Source organism: Sphingomonas sp. CCH10-B3 (assembly GCF_001556185.1).
GTDB classification, from domain to species: Bacteria; Pseudomonadota; Alphaproteobacteria; order Sphingomonadales; family Sphingomonadaceae; genus Sphingomonas; species Sphingomonas aquatica.
The window spans coordinates 23,320-45,799 of the sequence record NZ_LSIJ01000063.1; the positions used below are offsets into that span (position 1 = coordinate 23,320).

A 22,480-nucleotide genomic window follows, 5' to 3' on the forward strand; every position below is an offset into this window, starting at 1 on the left:
GGTCCCACCTTCATGAACGCCGCTTTGAACACCAGCGCCTTGTCGCCCGGCCTCTATATCGTCGCCACCCCGATCGGCAATCTCGGCGATCTTTCGCCGCGCGCTGCTCACATTCTGTCGCATGCCGATCTAATCGCCGTCGAAGACAGCCGCGTGACGGCGCGGTTGCTCCAGCACATCGGCGTCAAACGGCCGATGCAGCCCTATCACGATCACAATGCGGAAAGCGTGCGCCCCGGCCTGATCGCGCGGATGGCGAGCGAATCGGTGGCGCTGGTGTCCGATGCCGGGACGCCGCTGATTTCGGACCCCGGCTACAAACTGGTGCGCGACGCGCGCGCGGCGGGACATGCGGTGGTGACGATCCCGGGGCCGTGCGCGGCAGTGGCGGCGCTGACTTTGGCGGGGCTGCCGACCGATCGCTTCCTGTTCATGGGCTTTCTGCCTGCGAAAGCCGGCGCACGGGCGAGCACGATTGCCGAAGTGGCGGCACTGCGGGCGACTTTGGTGTTCTACGAAAGCGGCCCGCGGCTCGGCGGCGCGCTGGCGGCGCTGGCCGAGGGGCTCGGCGACCGCGAGGCAGCGGTCGCGCGCGAGATCACCAAGCATTTCGAGGAAGCGGTGACGGGGACGCTCTCCACGCTCGCCGCGCGCTATGCCGAGGCGCCGCCCAAGGGCGAGATCGTCATCGTCGTCGCCCCGCCGGGCGAGGCCGCGCCCGCCAGCGCCGCCGATTTGCGGGAGGGGCCGGGGGTGGGCATTGCCAGTCAGTGCCGTCGAAAAGCCCCACCCCTAACCCCTCCCGCAAGCGGGAGGGGAATCCGCTTCGCCAGGCCGCCGAGGAGCGCGGGCGAGAGGGCGAGACGCTGGCGGCGGCGCACTTGAAACGCCTCGGCTGGACGATCGTCGCCGAGCGCGTGCGGACCAGGGTTGGCGAGGTCGATCTGGTCGCCAAGCGCAAGGGGCTGGTCGCCTTCGTCGAAGTAAAGGTCCGCGCGACCGCCGCCGAACTCGATTTCGCGATCGACGAGCGCCGCCTCGCCCGCGTCGCTGCCGCCGCCGAGGTGCTTGCGGCGACCTACGCCACCGACGGCGAGGACATCCGCATCGACGTGATCCTGATCGCGCCGGGGGCAAAGCTGCGGCATATCGAGAACGCGTGGATCGGGTGAGGCCGCACAGCGCCAATCACCATCAACGTTAATCGTCATTGCGAGCGCAGCGAAGCAATCCAGCCCGAGCATGGATTGCTTCGCTGCGCTCGCAATGACGAATAGGTAAACCGCAGCGCAATTACGCCTAGACGACGGCCGGCGGCGCCTGCGCCGACCTACGACGCGGCTTGGCCGCGTCGGCGCGCCGCCAAGCAGATGACTTCGCGCGCGTCACCGCCTAGATACGCGCGACACCGCTCGACCCGATCGGCTTCAGGAACTTGGCCCGCATGACTCTCACCGTTGCCGTCCAGATGGACCCGCTCGACGCGATCAACATCGGCGGCGATTCGACCTTTGCGCTGATGCTGTCGGCGCAGGGGCGCGGGCACCGGCTGTTCCACTACCTCGCCGAAGACCTGAACTATTCAGACGGCCATGTCTGGGCGAAAGCGCATCCGGTGACGGTGCAGCGCGTCGTCGGCGACCATTATCGCGCCAAACTGCCGGTGCGGCTCGATCTCGGTCAGGACGCCGATGTGGTGCTGATGCGGCAGGACCCGCCATTCGACCTCGGCTATATCACCGCGACCCATCTGCTCGAGCGGATCGCCGACCGGACGTTGGTGGTGAACGACCCCGCGTCGGTGCGCAACGCACCCGAAAAAGTGTTCGTGCTCGATTATGCGCGCTTCATGCCGCCGACGCTCGTCACCCGCAGCCTCGACGAAGCGCGCGCCTTCCTGAAGGAACATGGCGAGATCGTCATCAAGCCGCTCCACGGCAATGGCGGCAAGGCGATCTTCCGGGTCGGCAGCGACGGCGCCAACCTGTCGGCGCTGGTCGAAGTGTTCAACACCGCGTGGCGCGAGCCGCATATGGTGCAGGCGTTCCTCCCCGACGTGGCCAAGGGCGACAAGCGCATCGTGCTGGTCGACGGCGAGGTGGTCGGGGCGATCAACCGCTTGCCGGGCGAAGGCGAAATCCGCAGCAATCTCGCGGTCGGCGGCTCGGCCGAACGGACCGTGCTGACCGACGAGGAGCGCGAGATCTGCGCGGCGCTCGGGCCCGAGCTCAAGCGGCGCGGGCTGTTGTTCGTCGGCATCGACGTGATCGGCGGCAAATGGCTGACCGAGATCAATGTCACCTCGCCCACCGGCATCGTCGCGATCGAGAAGTTCGACGGGACCGATGTCGCCGGGCTGATCTGGGACGCGATCGAGGCGAAGGTTGCGGCGCGCGCGGGATAGGCATAGAAGCGATGTAGCAACCGCTACAGGAGTCGCTCGACATGCCCAGCCCGTTGGAAATCGTCAAAGCCATGACCGATGCCATGGCGATCAAGGATTATGACGCGGCGCTGCCGTGGTTCACTGACGATTGCGAATATACCAACCTGCCGATGGGCAGTGTCACTGGGCCTGCCGGGGTACGCAGCGTGCTCGAGCCGTTCTTTGCGCCGACGATCGAGAATGAATTCCGCATCATCCGCGTCGCGGTCGACGGCGACACGGTGTTCACCGAACGGCTCGACCGCCACTTGATCGACACCGGCTGGGTCGAACTGCCGGTGACCGGCGTGTTCGTGATCCGCGACGGCAAGATCGCGGTGTGGCGCGAATATTTCGACCTCGGCACGATCGTGCGCCAATGGCCTGCGCTCGCGGCGATGGCGGGGTGAGACAGCGATACAGGGAAGCGAAAAATATTTTTGGGCTTACATCAAGTCGGCTTCCGCCCGCACCTGTGTACTCTCCTGGCTATGCCACTGAATATTCATATATTATTCGAGCCATTGAAGCATAGGCAACGGTTTGTCGCTTCGATTTAGCGACGAACTGAGTCCCTAAACTGTCATACATAGTATTGCTTGCTGCCGCGAATCCGAACAGAGTCACGGGGCCGACTTTCCCGTCGAGCCGCATGGTTAGCCACCTATCCGTGTGATGTCGGTGCTGATTGACCTCTTTTGGTGTCCACCGACTCCAGCGTCCAAACCTGGAGTCGTCCAAGACGGTCAATCAGCACCGAATTGGTGTTAGCATTGTGTGCGAAAAATATACCAGTACATATTTGCGATTATCGCAATTTGAAAACAGCTCGTGGTATTCGAGTACTTTTTTGAGGCTCTTGAACTCATACAGCCCTTGGGTGCGCATTCCGATAGACGTCGAGCAGGTGCGCCGCGTCAACCTGGGTATAAATCTGCGTCGAGCTGAGGCTCGCGTGGCCGAGCAGTTCCTGCAAGCTGCGTAAATCCGCGCCGCGCCCGAGCAGATGCGTCGCAAAGCTGTGGCGCAGCGCGTGCGGGGTGGTGCGCTCGCCGAGGCTGAGGCGAACGCGGGCGGCGCGCACCGAGCGGCGGATGATCGCAGGGCTGAGCGGCCCGCCCTTGGCACCCCGGAACAGCATTTCGCCGCGCTCGATCGGCCAGGGGGTGAGGCGGACATAATCCTCGATCGCCGCGCAGACTTGCGGCAGGAGTGGGACGATCCGCGTCTTGGCGCGCTTGCCGGTGACGCTCATCGTGGCACCAAGCGGCAGCACCGCGCACGTCAACCCGACCGCCTCGCCGATCCGCAGCCCCGCGCCGTAGAGCAGCAACAGCACCGCCAGATCGCGCGCGGCAATCCATGGCTCGCGCGCGTCCTCGGCGACATCCTCGGCGAGCGCGACCGCTTCGTCGGGTGAGACGGGACGCGGCACGCCTTTCTTGACACGCGGCCCCTTGAGCGACGGCGCGGGCGCGCCGGTGAAGGCGAGGAACCCGCGCACCGCCGACAATTCGCGCGCGGCAGACGCATTGCCCAGACCGTCGGTGCGGCGCATCGCCAGATAGGCGCGCAGATCAGCAGTGGTCAGCTTCGCCAGCGCCGCCGCGTCAATCTCACCTCCCCAATGGCCTTGCAGAAACGCGACCAGCCGCTCGGCGCTCGCCTGATAGGCGCGCACGGTGTGGACCGAACGCCGCCGGTCGCGCCGCAGATGATCGGCATAGGCTTGAACGAGCCCCATAGCGCCCCGTCTAGCTGTCCGGATGGCTTTTGGGGAGGGAAACTACCGGGCGGAAAGATGGACAGCGAGATAGGCTTGAAATCGGCCCGCTCGCTTTCACGCGATCGGCAGATTGTGCATCTTCAGAAACGACAGCCGGTCCCAATAGCCGCGCTGAAACTCAATCAGCCCGTCGCGCACCCTGAAAAATCCGCAACCGCGCAGTCCGAGCGGATCGCGCCATTCGAGCGCGGCAACATCGCCTGCCTCATGGATCGCCTCGACAATGCAATGCATCTCGGCGGTCGCGAAATCGCGCACGAGCATGGCCTCGATTGCGTCCCGGCCCACGACCGGATCCTGCACCACTTGGTGGTTGACCGCGTTGACATGATAGAGCGCGGCGAGTCCGGCCGCGTCACGAGCATTGAATCGCGCGACCCAATGCTCCACCACTTGCCGCGGCGACGGCACCTCGCTCACCCGATCGACTGCCCGGTCTTCGCCCAGTCCGCCAGGAACCCCTCGATCCCCTTGTCGGTCAGCGGGTGCTTTACGAGCTGGCGGATGACGGCGGGCGGCGCGGTCATCACATCGGCACCGATGCGGGCGGCTTCGAGGATGTGGATCGGGTGGCGCACGCTGGCGACGAGAATTTCGGTGTCGAACGCATAATTGTCGTAGATCAGTCGGATGTCGCGGATCAGCTCCATCCCGTCGAAGCCGACATCGTCGTGCCGCCCGACGAAGGGCGAGATGAAGGTTGCGCCCGCCTTGGCCGCGAGCAGCGCCTGATTGGCCGAGAAACAGAGCGTTACATTCACCATCGTGCCGTCGTCGGTCAGCGCCTTGCAGGTCTTCAAGCCATCGATCGTCAGCGGCACCTTGACCGCGATATTGTCGGCGATCTTCCGCACGATCTCGGCCTCGCGCATCATGCCTTCATGGTCGAGCGCCACGACTTCGGCCGACACCGGGCCATCGACGATGCCGCAGATTTCAGCGACGACTTCGAGGAAATTGCGCCCCGATTTGGCGATCAGCGAGGGATTGGTGGTGACGCCATCGACTAGCCCAGAATCGGCGAGATCACGGATTTCGGCAGTGTCGGCGGTATCGACGAAGAATTTCATGGGTGGCTCCGGGAAAGGCGATCATGGCGGGCCATATGCCAAAGCCGGGTCGATGGCGAGCCTTTGCCATGCCATCTTGCGATGCGACTAATCGCTGGCTCAGGCATTGTGCAGGTGGAACGACCAGCCATGGTCGATTGCCGGAAGGAACCATCATGAAGAAGTTTTTCATCGCCATTGCGTTCAGCACGCTGGCTCTGGGCGGCGTTGCGCATGCCGACATTGGCATCGACGTGCGCCAGACCGATCTGCAGCGACAGGTCGACGCCGGCAAACGATCGGGCAAGCTCAGCCTGCGTGAGCGCAACCTGCTCAATGCCGAGCTGCGGCGCATTTCGGCCACCGAAGCGCAGCTGCGGGCGCGCGGCAATAATTTGAGCGAGCGTGACGAGCGGCGGATCGGCGCGATGCTCGATCAGGCGCAGCGCCACATCCGCCAGTTGAAGCAGAACCGCGAACGCGGCCGCAACGGCATCCATTTCTAGGGGCTGACGGGGTGGTCGGTCTGGGCCGATCACCCTTCCCTGCCGCGCGGCAATGCCCATAAAGGGGCATGTCCCGCGCGCGTGTCATCATCCTCAATTCCGCCCTCGGCCCGCTCGATTACCGCGTGCCGCAGGGCATGCAGGTTGCGCCGGGGTCGATCGTCGTCGCGCCGCTGGGGCCCCGCCAATTGATGGGGGTGGTGTGGGAGGAAGATCGCCTGCCCGCCGAACCGGTCGGCGACAATCGGCTGCGTAACCTGATCGCGGTCGCCGATGCGCCGCCGATTGCGGCCCCCTTGCGGCGGCTGATCGAATGGACTGCAGATTATTATCTCGCGCCGCTCGCGAGCGTGCTGCGGATGGCGATGCCGTCGAGTTCGGCGCTCGAAGGCGCGCGCACTGTTACTGAGTATCGGCTGACCGGCGAAGTCCCCGCGCGGCTCTCGCCCCAGCGCGTGCAGGCGATCGAGCGGCTCGGCGATCGGCAGGGGATCGTCCGCGAGCTGGCGCTGGCGGCGGGGGTGTCGGACGCGGTGATCCGGGGGCTGGTGAATGTCGGCGCGATGGAAGCGGTCGAGGTTGCGATCGATTCGCCCTTCCCGCTGCCCGATCCCGATCACCAGCAGCCCGCGCTGTCGGACGCGCAAGCCGCCGCCGCGCGCCAGTTCACCGATGCCGTGGCGGCCCACGCCTTCGCGCCGATGCTGCTCGACGGCGTCACCGGCTCGGGCAAGACCGAAGTCTATTTCGAAGCAATCGCGCAAGCCATTCGCGAGGGGCGCCAGAGCCTCGTCCTGCTCCCCGAGATCGCGCTGACCGAGCCGTTCCTGAAGCGCTTTGCCGCTCGCTTCGGCTGCGCGCCGGTCGCATGGCATTCGGACCTGCGCCAGTCGCAGCGCCGCCGCGCCTGGCGGGCGGTTGCCAGCGGCGAGGCGTTGGTGACGGTCGGCGCGCGCTCGTCGCTGTTCCTGCCCTATGCCAATCTAGGGCTGATCGTCGTCGACGAAGCGCATGAGACGAGCTTCAAGCAGGAAGACGGCGTCCATTACCACGCCCGCGACGTGGCGGTGATGCGCGCCAAGTTCGAGGGCGCGCCCGTCCTTCTCGCAAGCGCCACCCCCGCGATCGAGACCCGCCAGCAAGTCGCCGCCGGGCGCTATGCCGAGGTCAAGCTGCCCGGCCGCTATGGCGCGGCGCAATTGCCGACGATCGAGGCGATCGACCTGATCGCCAACCCGCCCGAGCGCGGGCGCTGGATCGCGCCGAAACTGGTGACGGCGATCGACGAAACGCTCGCGCGGCGTGAGCAGGTGCTGCTGTTCCTCAACCGGCGCGGCTATGCGCCGCTGACCTTGTGCCGGACCTGCGGGCATCGCTTCCAATGCCCCAATTGCACGGCGTGGATGGTCGAGCATCGGCTGATCGCGCGGCTCGCCTGCCACCACTGCGGCCATGTCGAGCGCGTGCCCGAAAAATGCCCCGAATGCGGCGGCGAGGCCAGCCTTGTCCCCTGCGGCCCCGGCGTCGAGCGGATCGCCGACGAGGCCGCGCTGCTCTGGCCCGACGCCAAGCGCGCGATCGTCACCAGCGACACGATCTGGTCGCCCGCCAAAGCCGCCGAATTCGTGGCACGGATGGAAGCGCATGACATCGACATCGTCATCGGCACGCAATTGGTGACCAAGGGCTATCACTTCCCCAATCTGACGCTGGTCGGGGTGATCGATGCCGATCTCGCGCTGCAGGGCGGCGACCTGCGCGCGGGCGAAAAGACTTTCCAGCAGATCAGCCAGGTCGCCGGGCGCGCGGGGCGCGGCGCCAAACCGGGGCATGTCTATATCCAGACCCACGATCCGGGCGCGAGCGTGATGCAGGCACTGGTGACGGGCGACACCGAGGCTTTCTACACCGCCGAAACCGAGGCGCGGCGCGAGGCAGGCGCGCCGCCGTTCGGCCGCTATGCAGCGATCATCGTGTCGAGCGAGGACAAGGCCGACGCCGACAGCACCGCGCGCGCGATCAAGCACGCCGCGCCCGAGCATGACGCGATGTACGTGTACGGCCCCGCCCCCGCCCCGCTGGCGATGCTGCGCGGGCGGCACCGCTTCCGCTTGCTGGTCCACGCCAAGCGCTCGCTCGACGTGCAGGACGTGATCCGCGACTGGCTGGGCGGCGTCGACTGGCCCGCAAAGGTGCGGGTGGCGGTCGATGTCGATCCGTACAGTTTCTTGTAGCGCGACAGTCGCCTCTTGAACCGACCGGGCGATTGGCCGACAGACCGCGTGATCCGCGACCCGGGGGAACAAGATGACGCGCCTGCTGCTGATGCTCGCCCTGCTGATCGGCCTTGCCGCCCCGGCGCGCGCCGATGACATTTCGGCCGCCGGGCGCGGCGTCGTGCGCGTTGTAACCATTGCCTCGGCCGAAGGGCAGATTGTCGGCTTCGGCCATGGCAGCGGCTTCGCGATTGCGCCCAATCGCATCATCACCAACGCGCATGTGGTGGAACTCGCCGCGCGCTATCCTGACAATGTCGTGATCGGGGTGGTGCCGTCCGAAGGCGACAAAAGCTATCGCGGCAAGCTGATCGCCTATGATGCGCAGCGCGACCTCGCGCTGATCGAGTTCACCGGCACCCGATTGCCGCCGCTGACCCTGTACCCCGGCCCGGTGAGCGATGGCCAAGCCGTGGTCGCGCTGGGCTATCCCGGCAATGTCGATCTGGCGACGGCACAATCCGCCGCCGACTATATCCGCCCGCTGATGCCGGTGCGGTCGCAGGGGGGCTTTGCCGGGCGGCGGGCGATTTCGAGTGTCGAGGTGCTGCTGCACACTGCCGGCATCGCGCGCGGCAATTCGGGCGGGCCGCTGCTCGATCCGTGCGGGCGCGTGATCGGGGTCAATTCGGCGATCACCCGTGCGGAGGACGGCGATTCGAGCTTCGGCTTTGCGGTCGCCGATACCGAACTCGCGGCTTTCCTGCGCGAGGCGAAACAGCCCTATGCGACCACCGGGGCGCCGTGCACCAGCATCGACCAGCGGCTGCAGCAGGACAAGGAAACTGCCGCCGCGCGCGCCGAACGCGAGGCGCAGGCCGCGCAAGCCGCCGCCGCCCAGGCCGCCGAGCAGCGCAGCGCCGCGATCGAGCGCGCGCGCGAGGATCAGGCCCGCACGCGCGAGAATTTCATCGGTGGCGCGGCGCTGCTGGTGGTGCTGGGGTCATTGGGCTTGAGCGGCGCCGGGCTGCTCGAGACGCGCGGCGCACGGCGCGAGGCGGTCTGGGCGCTGGCGGGCGGGATCGTGCTGATGCTTGCCGGGATCGTGCTGTTCTTCGCGCGCCCGTTCGGCGACGTTCGAGTCGCGCTACCGGCTGCCTCGACCACGCCGGTGCCGCCCCCCGCATCCGAAGGCAAGTTCGTCTGCCATATCGCGCCCGACCGCAGCCGCATCAACACCTCGACTCCGGGCGACGTCACGATCGACTGGGGCAAGGACGGCTGCGTCAACACGCGCACGCAATATGTCGAGAACGGCAGCCGCTGGGAGCGGATCCTGGTGCCGACCACCGAGCAGACGGTGTCGATCCTCGAATATCGCCCAGCCGAGCGCGTCTATACCGAAAGCCGCTATCTGCTCGGCGCGAGCGCGATGGAGCAGGCGCGCAAGTTGCGGTCGAGCGTGACGATCAAGGCGTGCATCAGCGATGAAGCCACGCGCCAGAAACTCGCGCAGCAGCAGGCCGCGATCCGCAGCGCGTTGCCGCCGCAGCCCGACGAATGGCTGGTCTATGACTGCGCAGCGGCCAAGTGACGGCGGCGCACCCATAGGGGCGCGATGACCTGACCGCGCCGCTGCGCATAAGCAACGACCGCGATGCCGAAGGCAGTTGCGATAACCATCGCCGGGATCGAGGCTTCGGCACCGAAAGCGCCGCCAGTCAGCAGGTCGGGGCCAGTGATGCGCGGCACGAGCAGGCCCGGCGTGTCACCGCCCGAAATCGCAATGCCGAAAATGCCGCCTTGCGTGAAATTCCACGCCGCATGCACGCCGATCGCCGCCCACAACCGCCGCGTGACCATGTAGATCGCCGCCAGCATGATGCCCGCCTCAAGCGCGATCGCGACCGCTGCCAGGGCGCTCGCGTTGGGGTTTCCGAGATGGAGCGCGCCGAACAGCGCCGCCGACAGCGCCAGCGCCGCCCAGCTGCCGAGCCATTCCTCGATCAGCCGGAAAAACAGGCCGCGCAGCAGGATCTCCTCGACCGTTCCCGAGACGATGGCGAGTGCCACCACCGGCAACAGCACTTCGGCGCCACGCGTGCTGACCACCTGATAGCCGCCGAATGCCCAGATCACCGCGACCACTGACGAAAACAGGACAGCGCCGATCGCCAGCCCCGAGGCGAGTTCGACGAGCGCACCGGGCAGCGCAAATTCGACATTGCCGCGCCGCTCCACGAAAGTCGTGAATGCCAGATAGATGGCAATGAAGATCGCGGCGGTGACAGCAGCGGCCGCAACTTGTGGCCACCCGCCGTGCAACGGATCGATCGCCCGCGCGACGAAGCTGGAGGCGATGCTCGCGATCGCGAAAGCGACGATCCCGATCGCTAGCCGCGTCATCGGAAAATGCAGGACGCGCATGGCAAGGCTCGGGGCCGGTGTCGCGACGGTCGGTTCCAAGACGTTTTCCCCCTCTTGTGATTTATATCCGTAACACGCCGCATAAGGGTCGGACAAGGTCCGCGACGCGACCGCTCGTCGCTTGACAGGTGAACGGACGATCCGCTTCCTTCGCGGGCATTTGCGGAAGGACATGCAATGGCCCGGTGGTTGATCGCGGTGATGCTGGCGCTGCTGCCTGTGGCCGCGCGTGCTGAATGGCGCGAGGCGACGACGCCGCATTTCCTGATCTATTCGCAGGGCAGCGAGAAATCGCTGCGCCAGCGCGCCGAACGGATCGAGGCGCTCCATTATCTGATGCTACGCGCAAACGGCATTCAGGACGATCCGCATCCCTATCGCGTGCGGGTTTATGTCGTCGGCACCACCGCCGACGTCCACAGGATGATGGAAAAGCCGCGCGAAGATGTCGTCGGCTTCTACCGCCCGCGCACCGAAGGACCTGCCGCCTTCATTCCCGAAAGCGGCAACAACGGGATCGATCCGCAAGTCGTGCTGTTCCACGAATATGCGCATCATTTCATGCTGCAGAATTTTCCGGTCGCTTATCCCGCCTGGTATGTCGAAGGGTTTGCCGAGCTGGTGTCGACCGCGTCGTTCGAGCGATCGGGCCTGATCACCTACGGCAAGGTCGCCAATCATCGCTCCTATGAATTCGAAGGGCGGGTGGTGAATGCGCGCGACATGCTGCTCAAGCCGCCATCGGCAACCGGTCTCAACTATGGCGACAGCTGGCTGCTGACGCATTACCTGACCTTCGCGCCCGACCGGCGAGGCCAGCTGCGCGCCTTTCTCGCGGCATTCAATGCCGGCGCGCCTGCCAGCGATGCCGCCAAGGTGTTCGGCGACCTCGGCAAGCTCAGCCGCGATGTGTCTGCCTATCTGACCGCCGCCAATTTCGGCTATGTCACGGTCCCGATCCCGGCCAGCATCGGCCAGAACATCACCGTGCGCACGCTGCCGAGCGACGAGGCAGCGATGCTGCCGCTGGCAATGGAATTCACCAAGCCGATGGACAAGGCGGCGGCGCAGGCCTTCCTTGCGAAAGTGGAGGCAGCCACCGGCGCGCTGCCCGACAGTATCGCGGCGCTCAAGCTGCGCGCCGAAGTCGAGATCGACAGCAATGCGCTGGATGCGGCGCTGGCCACGACCGAACGGCTGGTTGCGCTGGCGCCGGGCGACGCACGCGCACGTTATTTCCGGGGTGCGGCGCTGCTCGCCAAGGCCAAGGCCGACATCAAGGCGAAGGGCGGCGATCAGGCCGCGCTGGTCGCGGCGCGGCGCGAAATCGTTGCCGCCAACAAGCTCGACGCCGACGATCCGCTGCCGCTGCTCGCCTTCTTCGAAGTGTCGAGCCTGATGTCCGGTCCGCTACCGCAGAATGCGATCGACGCCCTGGCAAAGGCGCAGCAGATCGTCGCGCAGGATGTCGGTACGCGCATGATCTATGCGCGGGTGCTGATCGCGCGCGGCGATAAGCTGCGGGCGGCGCGGCTGTTGCGCCCGCTCGCTTACGATCCGCATGGCGGCGAGGCGGCAGCGACGGCGCAGAAGCTGCTCGCCGGGATCGAGACCGGCGGCGGCACGCCCGCCGCCAACTGATCAGCCGCGATCGATGCGCGCCGCGAAACAGCCGCGCTTGGCGTTGTGCGCGTGGAGATAGGCGACCTGCGGGTCTGCAAACAGCCGGTCGATCAGCGCGGGCAAGTCGCGCCCGTCGACCAGATCGGCATCGGTCATGGTGCCGGCCGCGTCATAAGCGCGCACCGACAGCGGCCGGATCGCGAGTTGTTCGGGCACAACGTCAGTGAAGGTCGCGGTCGTCGTCGCGCCTTCGCGGACGAAGATCGCGTGGCGCTGACGATAGGGGGTGTCGACCGCGAGGTGCTCGTGATTGAGCAGCAGCACCTGCTCACCCGGCTCCGCATCTTCGAGCGTAATCCGGCACGGAAAGCCGGGCTTGGCGCTGACCGTCATCCGCTCGACGCCGCGCACGGCAAGCGCTGCGTCGGACAGGCCGTAAAGCTCGGCGAAGGGGGCGGCGTCGAGCCCGGTGATTTTGAAGCGAGTCATTTCACACCTTCCCGGTCCCTGAGGACGATCTTGCGGTCGATGCCGTAAGCATAGCCGCCCATGCTGCCGTCGCTGCGTTGCGCGCGGTGGCAGGGAATGACGACCGCGAGATGGTTCGCGCCGCACGCCGTCCCGGCGGCGCGTACCGCGCGCGGATTGCCCGCCGTCGCGGCGAGCTCGGCATAGCTGCGGGTCTCGCCCGCCGGGATCGCGCGCAGGGCCTGCCAGACGGCTTCCTGGAACGCGGTGCCGCGCACGTCGAGCGGCAGGTCCTGGTCGCGGTCGGGGCTTTCGACGCTGGCGACGACGCGCGCCGCCAGATCGGCGAGCGCGGCCCCGCCCGCCACGATCTCGGCCTTGGGGAAGCGACGGGCGAGCGCGCCGTCATCCTCGTCGAAGGCGACCCGGCACAGCCCCTTGTCGGTGGCGGCGATGAGCAGCGGCCCCAGGCTGGTGTCGGCGATCGTCCAGCGGATCGTTACCCCAGCCCCGCCGCGCTGCCACACGCTGGGGCTCATCCCCAGCCGCGTCGCCGCCCCTTCGTAGAAGCGGCTGGGCGCGGAATAACCGGCTTCGTAGATGGCTTCGGTCACGTTGCTCTCCTTGGTCAGCGCTTCGGCAGCCGCGCGCGCCTTCAGCCCGCGGGCATAGGCAGCGGGCGTCACCCCGGTCGCGCGCTTAAACAAGCGGTGGAAATGATGCGGCGCATAGCCGACCCGCGCCGCGAGCTGATCGAGATTGAAGGCCTCTTCGGCCGCCTCGATCAGCCGGATGGCTTCGGCCACCGCCAGCCGGTCGCGCCCGACCTCGTCGGGCTTGCAGCGCAGGCAGGGGCGAAAACCCGCCGCGCGCGCCTCGGCCGGGGTGCGATAGAAGACGACATTCTCGCGCTTCGGATGCCGGGCGGGGCAGCTCGGCTTGCAATAGATGCCGGTGGTCAGCACGGCACCGACGAAGCGGCCGTCGCTATGCCGGTCGCGGGCGATGAAGGCTGCCCAGCCGGCGGCGGGATCGATGATGTCGGTGTTGCTCATGCTCCCGATATACGCTTGGGGCCGCGCCGCTACATCCCGCAGGTTGCGATCAAAAGGGCCGCGCTGTGGCAGCGGGTTACTTGTCAGCGAGCGGCTTGATCGTCAGCGCGATCTTGCGCGTTTCGGTTAGCAGGCCTGCGCCGCCGTCGCTCTGCGGCTTGTAGCTGACGCGGTAGACGCTGAACTGCCGCGATCCGACCACCGTCGCGCAAGCGCCGATGACGCCGGTCGCCTGCTTGCCGGCGAAGGTAACGTCGATCGACCCGCCGATATAGGCGCAGGTGGCATCGCGCCCCTGCCCGCGCAATGCGCCCTTTAGATCGACCTTGGTTCCCGTGGCACTGGCGATACTCCCCGACGTTTGCTGCAACAGCTTCTGCTGGGCGTCGGGTGTCTCGATCGTGGGCAGCGCGGCGGCGATCTGGGCAATGAAGGTTTCACGCTGTAACGGCGTCGTCGCGTACATCCGCAGCGTCTTTATCGCGACCAATTCAGGCAGCGCAGGCGATTGCACGCCGCATTCGATCAGCATGACGTTGGTGATGTTGGCGGGATCGCCTGCCGCAATCTGCGCAGCCTGCGTGATCTGCTCGCCTTGCGGCAAGCAGAAGCCGGCCGGGATCGCGACACGGAACTTCAGCCCGCCGACCGTGAAGTCGGTCGTCGTCGGGGCGGCGTCGGCGGCGCCGAACGCCAGTGCCAGCATCATGCTCATCGTTTCGATCCTCCTGCCTTGGCATCAATTTGCCGCGTGGCTCGGGCTATGTCGACGGCAATCGCTCCAGCCACGCGAGCGCTTGCGCGATCACCGGCGGCTGAAAAACGAGATCATGGCCCACCCCCGGCAGCGTCACGGTCTGCGCATCGGCGCGGGTGGCCGCCAGCAACGACAGATTGTCATACGGCACGGTGCGGTCGGCGGTGCCGTGGAGCAGCAGCGCCGGTGCTCTGACCTTGGGCAGCTTCGCCGCATTGTCGAAATGCTCGGTCAGCAGCCAGCGCACCGGCACCCACGGAAAATGCCGCCCGGCAACGCGATCGACGCTCGCGAGCCCCGCGAACAGGATCAGCGCGCGCGGGCGCATCTCGGTCGCGAGCTGAGTCGCAACGCCCGATCCCAGCGAATAGCCGACCACCACGGTCTGCGCGTCGGCGATTCCCTGCGCAGCCAGCCAGCGATCTGCTTCGCGTGCATCGGCGGTCACTGCGGCTTCGCTCGGCTGCCCCGGCATCCCGCCATAACCGCGATATTCGGGCAGCAGCGCGCCATAGCCGCGCGCGGTGAACGGCTGCACCGCCACGGCGCTGCCCGCGATCGTGTCGCCATTGCCGTGGAAGAACAGCACCACCGGCTTGCCGGGCGCAGGCGGCTTGAACCACGCCCGCAAGGCCGTGCCGTCGGGCGCCGTGAAGCGGATGTCGAGATAGCCGACCGGCACCGGCGGCAAGCTGCTCGCGCGGCTCGCGCCGATGAACAGCAAGTCGCGCTGATAAAGGTAGAGCGCGCCGATCGCCGCCAGATAAAATCCGGCGACCATCGCCAGCAGAACGGCGAGCAAGCGCGCCGCTCTCAAGCCCCGTGCGCCTCGAACAGTTCGAGCGTGCGTTCGCGGGCGAGATCGGCGCTCGGTTCATGGTAATCCTTGCGCCGGTCCGAATTGAAGCCATGACCGGCTTCGTAGACGTAAACCGTCGCGTTGGGCCAATCCTTGGCGATCACCTTCTCGACGCCTTCCATCGGGATGCCGGCGTCGTGCCGCCCGAAATGCGCGATCACGGGGACCTTGGGCTCCTCATCGGCGGCGCCGGGGATCAGCGAGCCGTAATAGGCTGATGCCGCTGCAACGCCGTTCAGCCGCGTCGTCGACAGCCACGCAATCGACCCGCCATAGCAATAGCCGACGATGAAAACCGGGCCGTCGGCTGCCAGCCGGTCGATGCAAGTCTGCACGTCCTTCAGGCTCTGGTCGAACGGGTGGATTTCACGCGCCAGCTGGACCGCACGGGCAAAGTCCTCGCCGGTATATTCGGCTTCGAACCCGGGATGCTCGCGGTCGAACAGCGCGGGCGCCAGCACTTCGAAGCCATCGTTGGCATATTCGTCGCACAATTCGCGGATGTGATCGGTGACGCCGAAGATTTCCTGCACCAGCACGAGGCCGGCGCGGCGGGTGCCCGGGGGGCTGACATGATAGACCGCGATCGCCGCGCCATCGTCCATCGTCATGCGAGTCATCGTGCCGTCTGCCATTGCCTGCTCCCTGCTGATGCCGTGGCAGGCATCATGCGGATGTTACGCAGCAAAGTCAGCCCGACGAATCGGGGGGCGGGTCAGGCTGCGCGGACGTCGGCGATCAGCCCGTTGATCTGGCCGCGCAGCGTGTCGACGGCCCCCGCGACGCGATCGGCGGTCGCGGCAAGATCGCCGGCCGTCGTCCGCGTGCGCTCGGCGCGCTCGTGGAGCAACTGCATGTTGGCGGCGGCATTGGCGGTGCCGCCTTCGACCTCGGCGATGGCAGCGACGATGCGGCGCGTCATGTCGCGCTGCTGCTCGACCGCGTCGGTCACATTGTTCGCCGAACGATCGAGCCCGGCGACCAGCCCGTCGATCGATTCGATCGACGCGAGCACAGTATCGCTTGCGGTGCGCACGGCCGACAGTCGCGCCTCGATTCGCCCGGCGGCGGCCTGGGTCTGGCGCGCGAGGCCCTTCACTTCCTCGGCGACGACGGCAAAGCCGCGCCCCGCAGGGCCTGCCCGCGCAGCCTCGATCGTGGCGTTGAGCGCAAGCAGATTGGTCTGCCCCGCGATGCTGGCGATGAAATCGAGCACCGAGGCGATTTCGTTGACAAGCGAGCCGAGCGACTCGGCATGGTCGCGCCCGGCCAGCGTGCGTTCACGCACGGTGCCGACGCCCGACCGCGATTCATGCGCCGCCTTGCTGATATGCTCGATCGCCGATGTCAGCGCGACCGCCGACTGGGCGATGGTGCGCGCCGACCGCGCGCTCTGTTCGGCGACTGCCGCCGTTGCAAGCGCGTGATGCTCGGCCTCGGTTGCTTCACCCGACATCGTTCCGGCGGTTTCGCGCAGGCTCGGCCCTGCCGATTTGAGCAAGCTTACAATGGCGCCTGCTTCGCGCTCGAACACCGAAAACAGCCGGTCGAGATCGGCGGCGCGCTTGGCGCGCGCGGCGTGCTCGGCGACTTCGCGGCGGTGGAGTGCTTCCTCGACCCGGCGCGATTCATCCGACAGACGGCGGGCGTCCTTCGACCGCTGGCGGGCAAAGGCCAGCGCGCGGGCGACGTCGCCGATCTCGTCGATACGGTCGAGGCTGGGGATTTCGCCATCGTGGCGTTCATCGGTGATGCGGTGCGTGGCAACCGCAATTTCGGCCAGCGGCTTCGAAATGCGCGTCGTCACTAGCCGCACGCCCCACAGCCCGACCAGCACCGCCGCCACCAGCACAACCAGAATGACGGCAAAGGCAACGTAAAAGCTCCGCCGCAGCGCTGCCTGGTCGGCATCGGCATCGGCGCGCAAATCGGCAATCAGCGACGCGCTTGCAATCGTCAGCGGATCGATGGCCGCATAGAGCCGGCCGCTGACGAAAAATTGCAGGTTATCGGTCTTGCCGCTCTGCAGCATCGTCACGAGCTGGTCGATCGCGATGTCGGCGTCGCGCCGCGCGGCGTCGATCTGGGCAATCGCCCCGGCGTGACGATCGGCGATGTTGTGCGAACGAAACCGGCCCCAGTCCTCGGCAATCCGCTTGCGCGCGGTCGCGATTGCGTCGGTCGCCCCTGCGGGCGACAGGTTGTTGCTGCTAACTTTATAGGCCGTGGTCAGTGCGATCGAGTAGCTGTCGGTCACGCTTTGCAGTTCGCTGATCGGCACCATGCGATCATCGATCAGGCTGCCGACGGCGCGTGCATTGGCAAAGGCGCCGCCGATCATCATCGCGACCAGGAGCGCTTGAATCGCCAGCAGCGCGAACAGCACACGCCGCAGCTGGACGCCGATCCGGGCGGGGCGGCCCGCAGCGAACAGGGACGTGCGGGGCAGTGACAATTTCATAAAGGGATCGATTTTTCCGCTGGAACGACAGGGTGTTTATGCCGCCCGAATGGCAAATGCCGGGTTAAGCGAATGTGACAAACACGTGAATCCGAGCATTATTTCGGTGCCGTTTCAGCCCCGAGTGGCGGCGCTTGCATCGCGACCGAGCCGATGCTAGCAGCCCCGCAACCAAGCCAAGGGGCGCTTTGTCGCCCCCGTTCGGCATGGGCCATTCCTTTCGGCGAAGAGGGTTTCGATCGCGTGGAGAGTTCCAGCGGTAATTTGAGCAGCGGTATCCAGGCGAGCCTGCCGGGACGCTACGCCGCCGCATTGTTTGACATCGCGCGCGAGTCCCGCAGCATCGCGACGGTTGAGGCGAGCCTTGCCAATGTCCGCGCCGCTATCGACGGATCAGCTGATTTCGCCCGCCTGATCGCCAGCCCGATCGTCAGCCGCGCCGACGCCGCGCGCGCGGTGGCTGCGACCGCCGCTTCGCTCGATCTCGACGCGACGACGACGAAGTTCCTCGGCGTACTCGCCGACAACCGTCGGCTCGGCCAGTTGCCCGCGATCATCCGCGCCTTCCGCGCGCTCGCCGCTGACCACCGTGGTGAGACGACGGCCGAAGTGACGTCGGCTCACCCACTTGCCGACGATCAGGTCGACGCGCTGAAGGCGTCGCTGCGCCAGCGTATCGGCCGCGACGTTGCCGTCGAACTCGCCGTTGATCCGTCGCTGCTCGGCGGCCTTGTGGTCCGCATCGGCAGCCAGATGATCGATTCGTCGATCAAGACCCGTTTGAATTCCCTCGCCCAGGCGATGAAAGGCTAATCATGGATATCCGCGCCGCAGAAATTTCGAAGGTCATCAAGGACCAGATCGCCAGCTTCGGCACCGAGGCCGAAGTCTCCGAAACCGGTCAGGTGCTGTCGGTCGGCGACGGCATCGCGCGCATTTATGGCCTCGACAATGTCCAGGCCGGCGAGATGGTCGAATTCTCGAACGGCGTGCAGGGCATGGCGCTCAACCTCGAAGCCGATAACGTCGGCGTCGTGATCTTCGGCTCAGACAGCCAGATCAAGGAAGGCGATGTCGTCAAGCGCACCGGCACGATCGTCGACGTGCCGATCGGCAAGGGCCTGCTCGGTCGCGTCGTCGATGGCCTCGGCAATCCGATCGACGGCAAGGGCCCGATCGTCAGCGACCAGCGCAGCCGCGTCGAAGTCAAGGCGCCCGGCATTATCCCGCGCACGTCGGTCCACGAACCCGTCCAGACCGGCCTGAAGGCCATCGACGCGCTCGTCCCCGTCGGCCGTGGCCAGCGCGAGCTGATCATCGGCGACCGCCAGACCGGCAAGACCGCCGTCGCGATCGACACCTTCATCAACCAGAAGGCGGCGAACGCGGGTGATGACGAGAGCAAGAAGCTCTACTGCATCTATGTCGCGATCGGCCAGAAGCGTTCGACCGTCGCGCAGATCGTCCGCCAGCTCGAAGAATCGGGCGCGATGGAATACACCATTGTCGTCGCCGCAACCGCCTCGGACCCGGCGCCGATGCAGTTCCTTGCGCCCTACACCGGCTGCGCGATGGGCGAATATTTCCGCGACAACGGCATGCACGCGCTGATCGTGTATGACGATCTGTCGAAGCAGGCCGTCGCCTATCGCCAGATGTCGCTGCTGCTGCGCCGCCCGCCGGGCCGCGAAGCCTATCCCGGCGACGTGTTCTACCTTCACAGCCGCCTGCTCGAGCGCGCCGCGAAGATGAACAGCGACAATGGCTCGGGCTCGCTGACCGCGCTGCCGATCATCGAGACGCAGGCAGGCGACGTGTCGGCATACATCCCGACCAACGTGATCTCGATCACCGACGGCCAGATCTTCCTTGAGACCGACTTGTTCTTCGCGGGCATCCGCCCCGCGATCAACGTCGGCCTGTCGGTGAGCCGCGTCGGTTCGGCCGCGCAGACCAAGGCGATGAAGAAGGTGTCGGGCTCGATCAAGCTCGAACTCGCGCAGTACCGCGAAATGGCGGCGTTCGCGCAGTTCGGGTCGGACCTCGACGCGTCGACGCAGAAGCTGCTTAACCGCGGCGCGCGGCTGACCGAGCTGCTCAAGCAGGCGCAGTTCAGCCCGATGCCATTCGAAGAGCAGACGGTGTCGATCTTTGCCGGCACCAACGGCTATATCGACAGCGTGCCGGTGGCGGACGTGACGCGGTATGAAGGTGCGATGCTGGCGCACATGCGCTCGGCGCACGCCGATCTGCTCGCCGACATCCGCAACAAGCGCGAGCTGACCAAGGAAACCACCGACGCGCTGAAGGCAGCGCTCGGCGATTTCGCGAAGACGTTTGCGTAAGACAAGGCCGAAGTAACCGTCATCCCCGCGAAGGCGGGGATCCATAGACTCCGACGTTGGGATGTATGGATTCCCGCCTCCGCGGGAATGACGAACAGGGAACGAAAATGGCGTCACTTAAGGCCCTCAAGATCCGCATCGGCTCGGTCAAGTCGACGCAGAAGATCACCCGCGCGATGAAGACCGTCGCGGCCGCCAAGCTGCGTCGCGCGCAGGAAGCCGCCGTCGCCGCGCGCCCCTATGCCAGCCGCCTCGAAGCGGTGATGGCGAGCCTTGCGTCGAAGGTCACCGTCAGCGAGTCGAGCCCCAAGCTACTGATCGGCAATGGCCGTGATCAGGTTCATCTGCTCGTCGTCGCGACCAGCGAGCGTGGCCTTGCCGGTGGTTTCAACACCAACATCGTCCGCCTCGCCCGCCGCAAGGCCGATGAGCTGATTGCGCAGGGCAAGACCGTCCGCTTCTACCTCGCCGGTCGCAAGGCGCGCGTGCTGTCGCGCTTCTATCCGGGCATGATCCACAATGATCGCGACATGAGCGGCCACCGCGCGCCGGGCTTTGCGATCGCGCATGATCTCGCCGCCGATCTGATCGCCCGGTTCGAAAGCGGCGAATTCGACGTCGCGCACCTCTTCTATTCGACCTTCCGCTCGGCGCTGGTGCAGGAGCCCGTCGCGCAGCAGATCATCCCCGTGCCGCTGCCGACCCAGGCGGCAGTGTCGGACTCGATCGCCGCCGTCGATTACGAACCCGATGAGGAATCGATCCTCGCCGATCTGCTGCCACGCAACATCGCGATCCAGCTCTATGGCGCGATGCTGGAGAACAACGCCGGCTTCTATGGCGCGCAGATGACCGCGATGGACAATGCGACCCGCAACGCCGGCGACATGATCAAGCGACTGTCGATCCAGTACAACCGCGCCCGCCAGGCCGCGATCACGACCGAACTGGTGGAAATTATTTCGGGCGCCGAGGCGCTCTAAGCGAAGCACGAAGGCAAGGAACGAACGATGGCAACCGCCCCCGACACGATCGCACCCGTTGCGACCACCAATAATGTAGGCCGCATCAGCCAGGTCATCGGCGCGGTCGTCGACGTAACCTTCGAGCAGGATCAGCTGCCCGCGATTCTGAACGCGCTCGAAACCGACAACAACGGCAACCGGCTGGTGCTCGAAGTCGCGCAGCATCTCGGCGAGAACACCGTCCGCACGATCGCGATGGACGCGACCGAAGGCCTCACACGCGGCCAGGCCGTGACCGATACCGGCGCGCAGATCCGCGTGCCGGTCGGCCCGAAGACGCTGGGGCGCATTCTGAACGTCGTCGGTGAGCCGATCGACGAGCGCGGCCCCGTCGGCGCCGACCAGTTCGCGCCGATCCACGCGCAGGCACCGGCCTTCGTCGACCAGTCGACCGAAGCCTCGATCCTCGTCACCGGCATCAAGGTGATCGATCTGCTCGCGCCTTATGCCAAGGGCGGCAAGATCGGCCTGTTCGGCGGCGCCGGTGTCGGCAAGACCGTGCTGATCCAGGAGCTGATCAACAACATCGCCAAGGGCCATGGCGGCACGTCAGTGTTCGCGGGCGTGGGTGAGCGCACCCGCGAAGGCAACGACCTGTATCACGAATTCCTCGACGCAGGCGTTATCGCCAAGGACGCCGATGGCAACGCGATCAGCGAAGGGTCGAAGGTCGCGCTGGTCTATGGCCAGATGAACGAGCCGCCGGGCGCGCGTGCCCGCGTCGCGCTGTCGGGCCTGACCATCGCCGAATATTTCCGCGACGTCGAAGGCCAGGACGTGCTGTTCTTCGTCGACAACATCTTCCGCTTCACGCAGGCGGGTTCGGAAGTGTCGGCGCTGCTCGGCCGCATTCCCTCGGCGGTGGGCTATCAGCCGACGCTGTCGACCGACATGGGCGCGCTGCAGGAGCGCATCACCTCGACCAACAAGGGCTCGATCACCTCGGTGCAGGCGATCTACGTGCCCGCCGACGACTTGACCGACCCGGCGCCGGCGACCTCGTTCGCCCACTTGGACGCGACCACCGTGCTCAACCGCGCGATTTCGGAACTCGGCATCTACCCGGCGGTCGACCCGCTCGACTCCACCTCACGCGTGCTGGAGCCGCGCGTTGTGGGGCAGGAGCATTACGAAACCGCCCGCGCCGTTCAGTCGACGCTGCAGAAGTACAAGTCGCTGCAGGACATCATCGCCATTCTCGGCATGGACGAACTGTCGGAAGAAGATAAGCTGACCGTCAGCCGCGCGCGCAAGATCCAGCGCTTCCTGTCGCAGCCGTTCCACGTCGCCGAAGTCTTCACTGGCATTCCCGGCAAGTTCGTCCAGCTCGAAGACACGGTGAAGTCGTTCAAGGCCGTGGTCGAAGGCCAGTACGACCATCTGCCTGAAGCTGCCTTCTACATGGTCGGCGGCATCGACGAAGCCGTCGCCAAGGCCGAGAAGCTGGCGCAGGAGGCTTAACCTGCTCCCCCTCCCGC

The 22,480-nt window shown here is 66.3% G+C and carries 22 protein-coding genes; 12 read left to right on the forward strand and 10 right to left on the reverse strand.

Annotation, left to right across the window (positions count from 1 at the left end; all coding sequences use genetic code 11):
* The first annotated feature begins 12 nt into the window (after window positions 1-12).
* The 4 genes from rsmI to AX672_RS11020 all read left to right on the forward strand — a co-directional run bounded on the left by rsmI (window position 13) and on the right by AX672_RS11020 (window position 2,835).
* Complete coding sequence (gene rsmI / locus AX672_RS11005) at window positions 13-885, forward strand: 16S rRNA (cytidine(1402)-2'-O)-methyltransferase (RefSeq protein ID WP_082730511.1); 873 nt, start codon at window positions 13-15, stop codon at window positions 883-885.
* The gene (locus tag AX672_RS11010; RefSeq protein WP_066651388.1) at window positions 771-1,172 is read left to right on the forward strand and encodes a YraN family protein; all 402 of its coding nucleotides are present in this window, start codon (window positions 771-773) and stop codon (window positions 1,170-1,172) included. The genes rsmI and AX672_RS11010 overlap by 115 nt, the downstream gene beginning before the upstream one ends.
* A 272-nt stretch (window positions 1,173-1,444) precedes the next feature.
* Window positions 1,445-2,404, forward strand: coding sequence for a glutathione synthase (gene gshB, locus AX672_RS11015; protein WP_066651343.1), 960 nt, complete (start codon window positions 1,445-1,447; stop codon window positions 2,402-2,404).
* Window positions 2,405-2,445: 41 nt separating this feature from the next.
* Complete coding sequence (locus AX672_RS11020; protein ID WP_066651345.1) at window positions 2,446-2,835, forward strand: limonene-1,2-epoxide hydrolase family protein; 390 nt, start codon at window positions 2,446-2,448, stop codon at window positions 2,833-2,835.
* A gap of 455 nt (window positions 2,836-3,290) precedes the next feature.
* On the opposite strand, the gene AX672_RS11025 is transcribed toward AX672_RS11020, so the two are convergent.
* The 3 genes from AX672_RS11025 to fsa all read right to left on the reverse strand — a co-directional run bounded on the left by AX672_RS11025 (window position 3,291) and on the right by fsa (window position 5,281).
* Window positions 3,291-4,169, reverse strand: coding sequence for a tyrosine recombinase XerC (locus tag AX672_RS11025; RefSeq protein ID WP_066651347.1), 879 nt, complete (start codon window positions 4,167-4,169; stop codon window positions 3,291-3,293).
* A gap of 96 nt (window positions 4,170-4,265) precedes the next feature.
* Entirely contained in the window at window positions 4,266-4,631 is a 366-nt protein-coding gene (locus AX672_RS11030; RefSeq protein ID WP_231731289.1) for a nuclear transport factor 2 family protein, read from the reverse strand.
* Window positions 4,628-5,281, reverse strand: coding sequence for a fructose-6-phosphate aldolase (gene fsa, locus AX672_RS11035; RefSeq protein ID WP_066651349.1), 654 nt, complete (start codon window positions 5,279-5,281; stop codon window positions 4,628-4,630). Before fsa ends, AX672_RS11030 begins: the two co-directional genes overlap by 4 nt.
* A gap of 155 nt (window positions 5,282-5,436) precedes the next feature.
* Here fsa and AX672_RS11040 point away from each other — a divergent pair, with 155 nt between their 5' ends.
* The 3 genes from AX672_RS11040 to AX672_RS11050 all read left to right on the forward strand — a co-directional run bounded on the left by AX672_RS11040 (window position 5,437) and on the right by AX672_RS11050 (window position 9,576).
* Complete coding sequence (locus AX672_RS11040; protein ID WP_066651351.1) at window positions 5,437-5,766, forward strand: hypothetical protein; 330 nt, start codon at window positions 5,437-5,439, stop codon at window positions 5,764-5,766.
* Window positions 5,767-5,834: 68 nt separating this feature from the next.
* Window positions 5,835-8,000 (forward strand): primosomal protein N', encoded by a 2,166-nt coding sequence (locus AX672_RS11045; RefSeq protein ID WP_066651352.1) that lies wholly within the window; start codon window positions 5,835-5,837, stop codon window positions 7,998-8,000.
* 73 nt (window positions 8,001-8,073) lie between these two features.
* Window positions 8,074-9,576, forward strand: coding sequence for a S1C family serine protease (locus tag AX672_RS11050; RefSeq protein ID WP_066651354.1), 1,503 nt, complete (start codon window positions 8,074-8,076; stop codon window positions 9,574-9,576).
* On the opposite strand, the gene AX672_RS11055 is transcribed toward AX672_RS11050, so the two are convergent.
* Entirely contained in the window at window positions 9,552-10,448 is an 897-nt protein-coding gene (locus AX672_RS11055; RefSeq protein ID WP_231731291.1) for a CPBP family intramembrane glutamic endopeptidase, read from the reverse strand. The genes AX672_RS11050 and AX672_RS11055 overlap by 25 nt on opposite strands.
* Window positions 10,449-10,586: 138 nt before the next feature.
* Here AX672_RS11055 and AX672_RS11060 point away from each other — a divergent pair, with 138 nt between their 5' ends.
* Complete coding sequence (locus AX672_RS11060; protein ID WP_066651359.1) at window positions 10,587-12,050, forward strand: hypothetical protein; 1,464 nt, start codon at window positions 10,587-10,589, stop codon at window positions 12,048-12,050.
* Here the strand turns inward: AX672_RS11060 and AX672_RS11065 are convergent, their stop codons facing one another.
* The 6 genes from AX672_RS11065 to AX672_RS11090 all read right to left on the reverse strand — a co-directional run bounded on the left by AX672_RS11065 (window position 12,051) and on the right by AX672_RS11090 (window position 17,632).
* Window positions 12,051-12,521, reverse strand: coding sequence for a DUF1203 domain-containing protein (locus tag AX672_RS11065; protein ID WP_066651361.1), 471 nt, complete (start codon window positions 12,519-12,521; stop codon window positions 12,051-12,053).
* Complete coding sequence (gene ada / locus AX672_RS11070; protein WP_066651364.1) at window positions 12,518-13,555, reverse strand: bifunctional DNA-binding transcriptional regulator/O6-methylguanine-DNA methyltransferase Ada; 1,038 nt, start codon at window positions 13,553-13,555, stop codon at window positions 12,518-12,520. The genes AX672_RS11065 and ada overlap by 4 nt, the downstream gene beginning before the upstream one ends.
* Window positions 13,556-13,631: 76 nt before the next feature.
* The gene (locus tag AX672_RS11075) at window positions 13,632-14,270 is read right to left on the reverse strand and encodes a hypothetical protein (protein WP_066651366.1); all 639 of its coding nucleotides are present in this window, start codon (window positions 14,268-14,270) and stop codon (window positions 13,632-13,634) included.
* Between the two features lie 46 nt (window positions 14,271-14,316).
* Window positions 14,317-15,114: an alpha/beta hydrolase gene (locus tag AX672_RS11080; RefSeq protein ID WP_066651368.1), complete on the reverse strand. Its 798-nt coding sequence runs from the start codon at window positions 15,112-15,114 to the stop codon at window positions 14,317-14,319.
* Window positions 15,115-15,125: 11 nt separating this feature from the next.
* Window positions 15,126-15,806, reverse strand: coding sequence for a dienelactone hydrolase family protein (locus AX672_RS11085; protein ID WP_066651370.1), 681 nt, complete (start codon window positions 15,804-15,806; stop codon window positions 15,126-15,128).
* A gap of 80 nt (window positions 15,807-15,886) precedes the next feature.
* Window positions 15,887-17,632 (reverse strand): methyl-accepting chemotaxis protein, encoded by a 1,746-nt coding sequence (locus tag AX672_RS11090; RefSeq protein ID WP_066651372.1) that lies wholly within the window; start codon window positions 17,630-17,632, stop codon window positions 15,887-15,889.
* A 264-nt stretch (window positions 17,633-17,896) separates the two neighbouring features.
* Here AX672_RS11090 and AX672_RS11095 point away from each other — a divergent pair, with 264 nt between their 5' ends.
* The 4 genes from AX672_RS11095 (at window position 17,897) to atpD (ending at window position 22,463) form a co-directional block, all read left to right on the forward strand.
* Window positions 17,897-18,445 (forward strand): F0F1 ATP synthase subunit delta, encoded by a 549-nt coding sequence (locus AX672_RS11095; RefSeq protein WP_066651374.1) that lies wholly within the window; start codon window positions 17,897-17,899, stop codon window positions 18,443-18,445.
* 2 nt (window positions 18,446-18,447) lie between these two features.
* Entirely contained in the window at window positions 18,448-19,977 is a 1,530-nt protein-coding gene (gene atpA, locus AX672_RS11100) for a F0F1 ATP synthase subunit alpha (RefSeq protein WP_066651375.1), read from the forward strand.
* Window positions 19,978-20,084: 107 nt separating this feature from the next.
* Window positions 20,085-20,960, forward strand: a complete 876-nt coding sequence (locus tag AX672_RS11105) for a F0F1 ATP synthase subunit gamma (RefSeq protein WP_066651377.1) — start codon at window positions 20,085-20,087, stop codon at window positions 20,958-20,960.
* 48 nt (window positions 20,961-21,008) lie between these two features.
* Window positions 21,009-22,463, forward strand: a complete 1,455-nt coding sequence (gene atpD / locus AX672_RS11110) for a F0F1 ATP synthase subunit beta (protein WP_202189314.1) — start codon at window positions 21,009-21,011, stop codon at window positions 22,461-22,463.
* Window positions 22,464-22,480 lie beyond the last annotated feature (17 nt).

Coding starts and splice junctions, on each gene's coding strand:
- rsmI (WP_082730511.1), top strand. CDS start 13: ATGAACGCCGCTTTGAACACCAGCGCCTTGTCGCCCGGCCTCTATATC.
- gshB (WP_066651343.1), top strand. CDS start 1,445: ATGACTCTCACCGTTGCCGTCCAGATGGACCCGCTCGACGCGATCAAC.
- AX672_RS11020 (WP_066651345.1), top strand. CDS start 2,446: ATGCCCAGCCCGTTGGAAATCGTCAAAGCCATGACCGATGCCATGGCG.
- AX672_RS11025 (WP_066651347.1), bottom strand. CDS start 4,169: ATGGGGCTCGTTCAAGCCTATGCCGATCATCTGCGGCGCGACCGGCGG.
- fsa (WP_066651349.1), bottom strand. CDS start 5,281: ATGAAATTCTTCGTCGATACCGCCGACACTGCCGAAATCCGTGATCTC.
- AX672_RS11040 (WP_066651351.1), top strand. CDS start 5,437: ATGAAGAAGTTTTTCATCGCCATTGCGTTCAGCACGCTGGCTCTGGGC.
- AX672_RS11045 (WP_066651352.1), top strand. CDS start 5,835: ATGTCCCGCGCGCGTGTCATCATCCTCAATTCCGCCCTCGGCCCGCTC.
- AX672_RS11050 (WP_066651354.1), top strand. CDS start 8,074: ATGACGCGCCTGCTGCTGATGCTCGCCCTGCTGATCGGCCTTGCCGCC.
- AX672_RS11060 (WP_066651359.1), top strand. CDS start 10,587: ATGGCCCGGTGGTTGATCGCGGTGATGCTGGCGCTGCTGCCTGTGGCC.
- AX672_RS11065 (WP_066651361.1), bottom strand. CDS start 12,521: ATGACTCGCTTCAAAATCACCGGGCTCGACGCCGCCCCCTTCGCCGAG.
- ada (WP_066651364.1), bottom strand. CDS start 13,555: ATGAGCAACACCGACATCATCGATCCCGCCGCCGGCTGGGCAGCCTTC.
- AX672_RS11075 (WP_066651366.1), bottom strand. CDS start 14,270: ATGAGCATGATGCTGGCACTGGCGTTCGGCGCCGCCGACGCCGCCCCG.
- AX672_RS11085 (WP_066651370.1), bottom strand. CDS start 15,806: ATGGCAGACGGCACGATGACTCGCATGACGATGGACGATGGCGCGGCG.
- AX672_RS11090 (WP_066651372.1), bottom strand. CDS start 17,632: ATGAAATTGTCACTGCCCCGCACGTCCCTGTTCGCTGCGGGCCGCCCC.
- atpA (WP_066651375.1), top strand. CDS start 18,448: ATGGATATCCGCGCCGCAGAAATTTCGAAGGTCATCAAGGACCAGATC.
- AX672_RS11105 (WP_066651377.1), top strand. CDS start 20,085: ATGGCGTCACTTAAGGCCCTCAAGATCCGCATCGGCTCGGTCAAGTCG.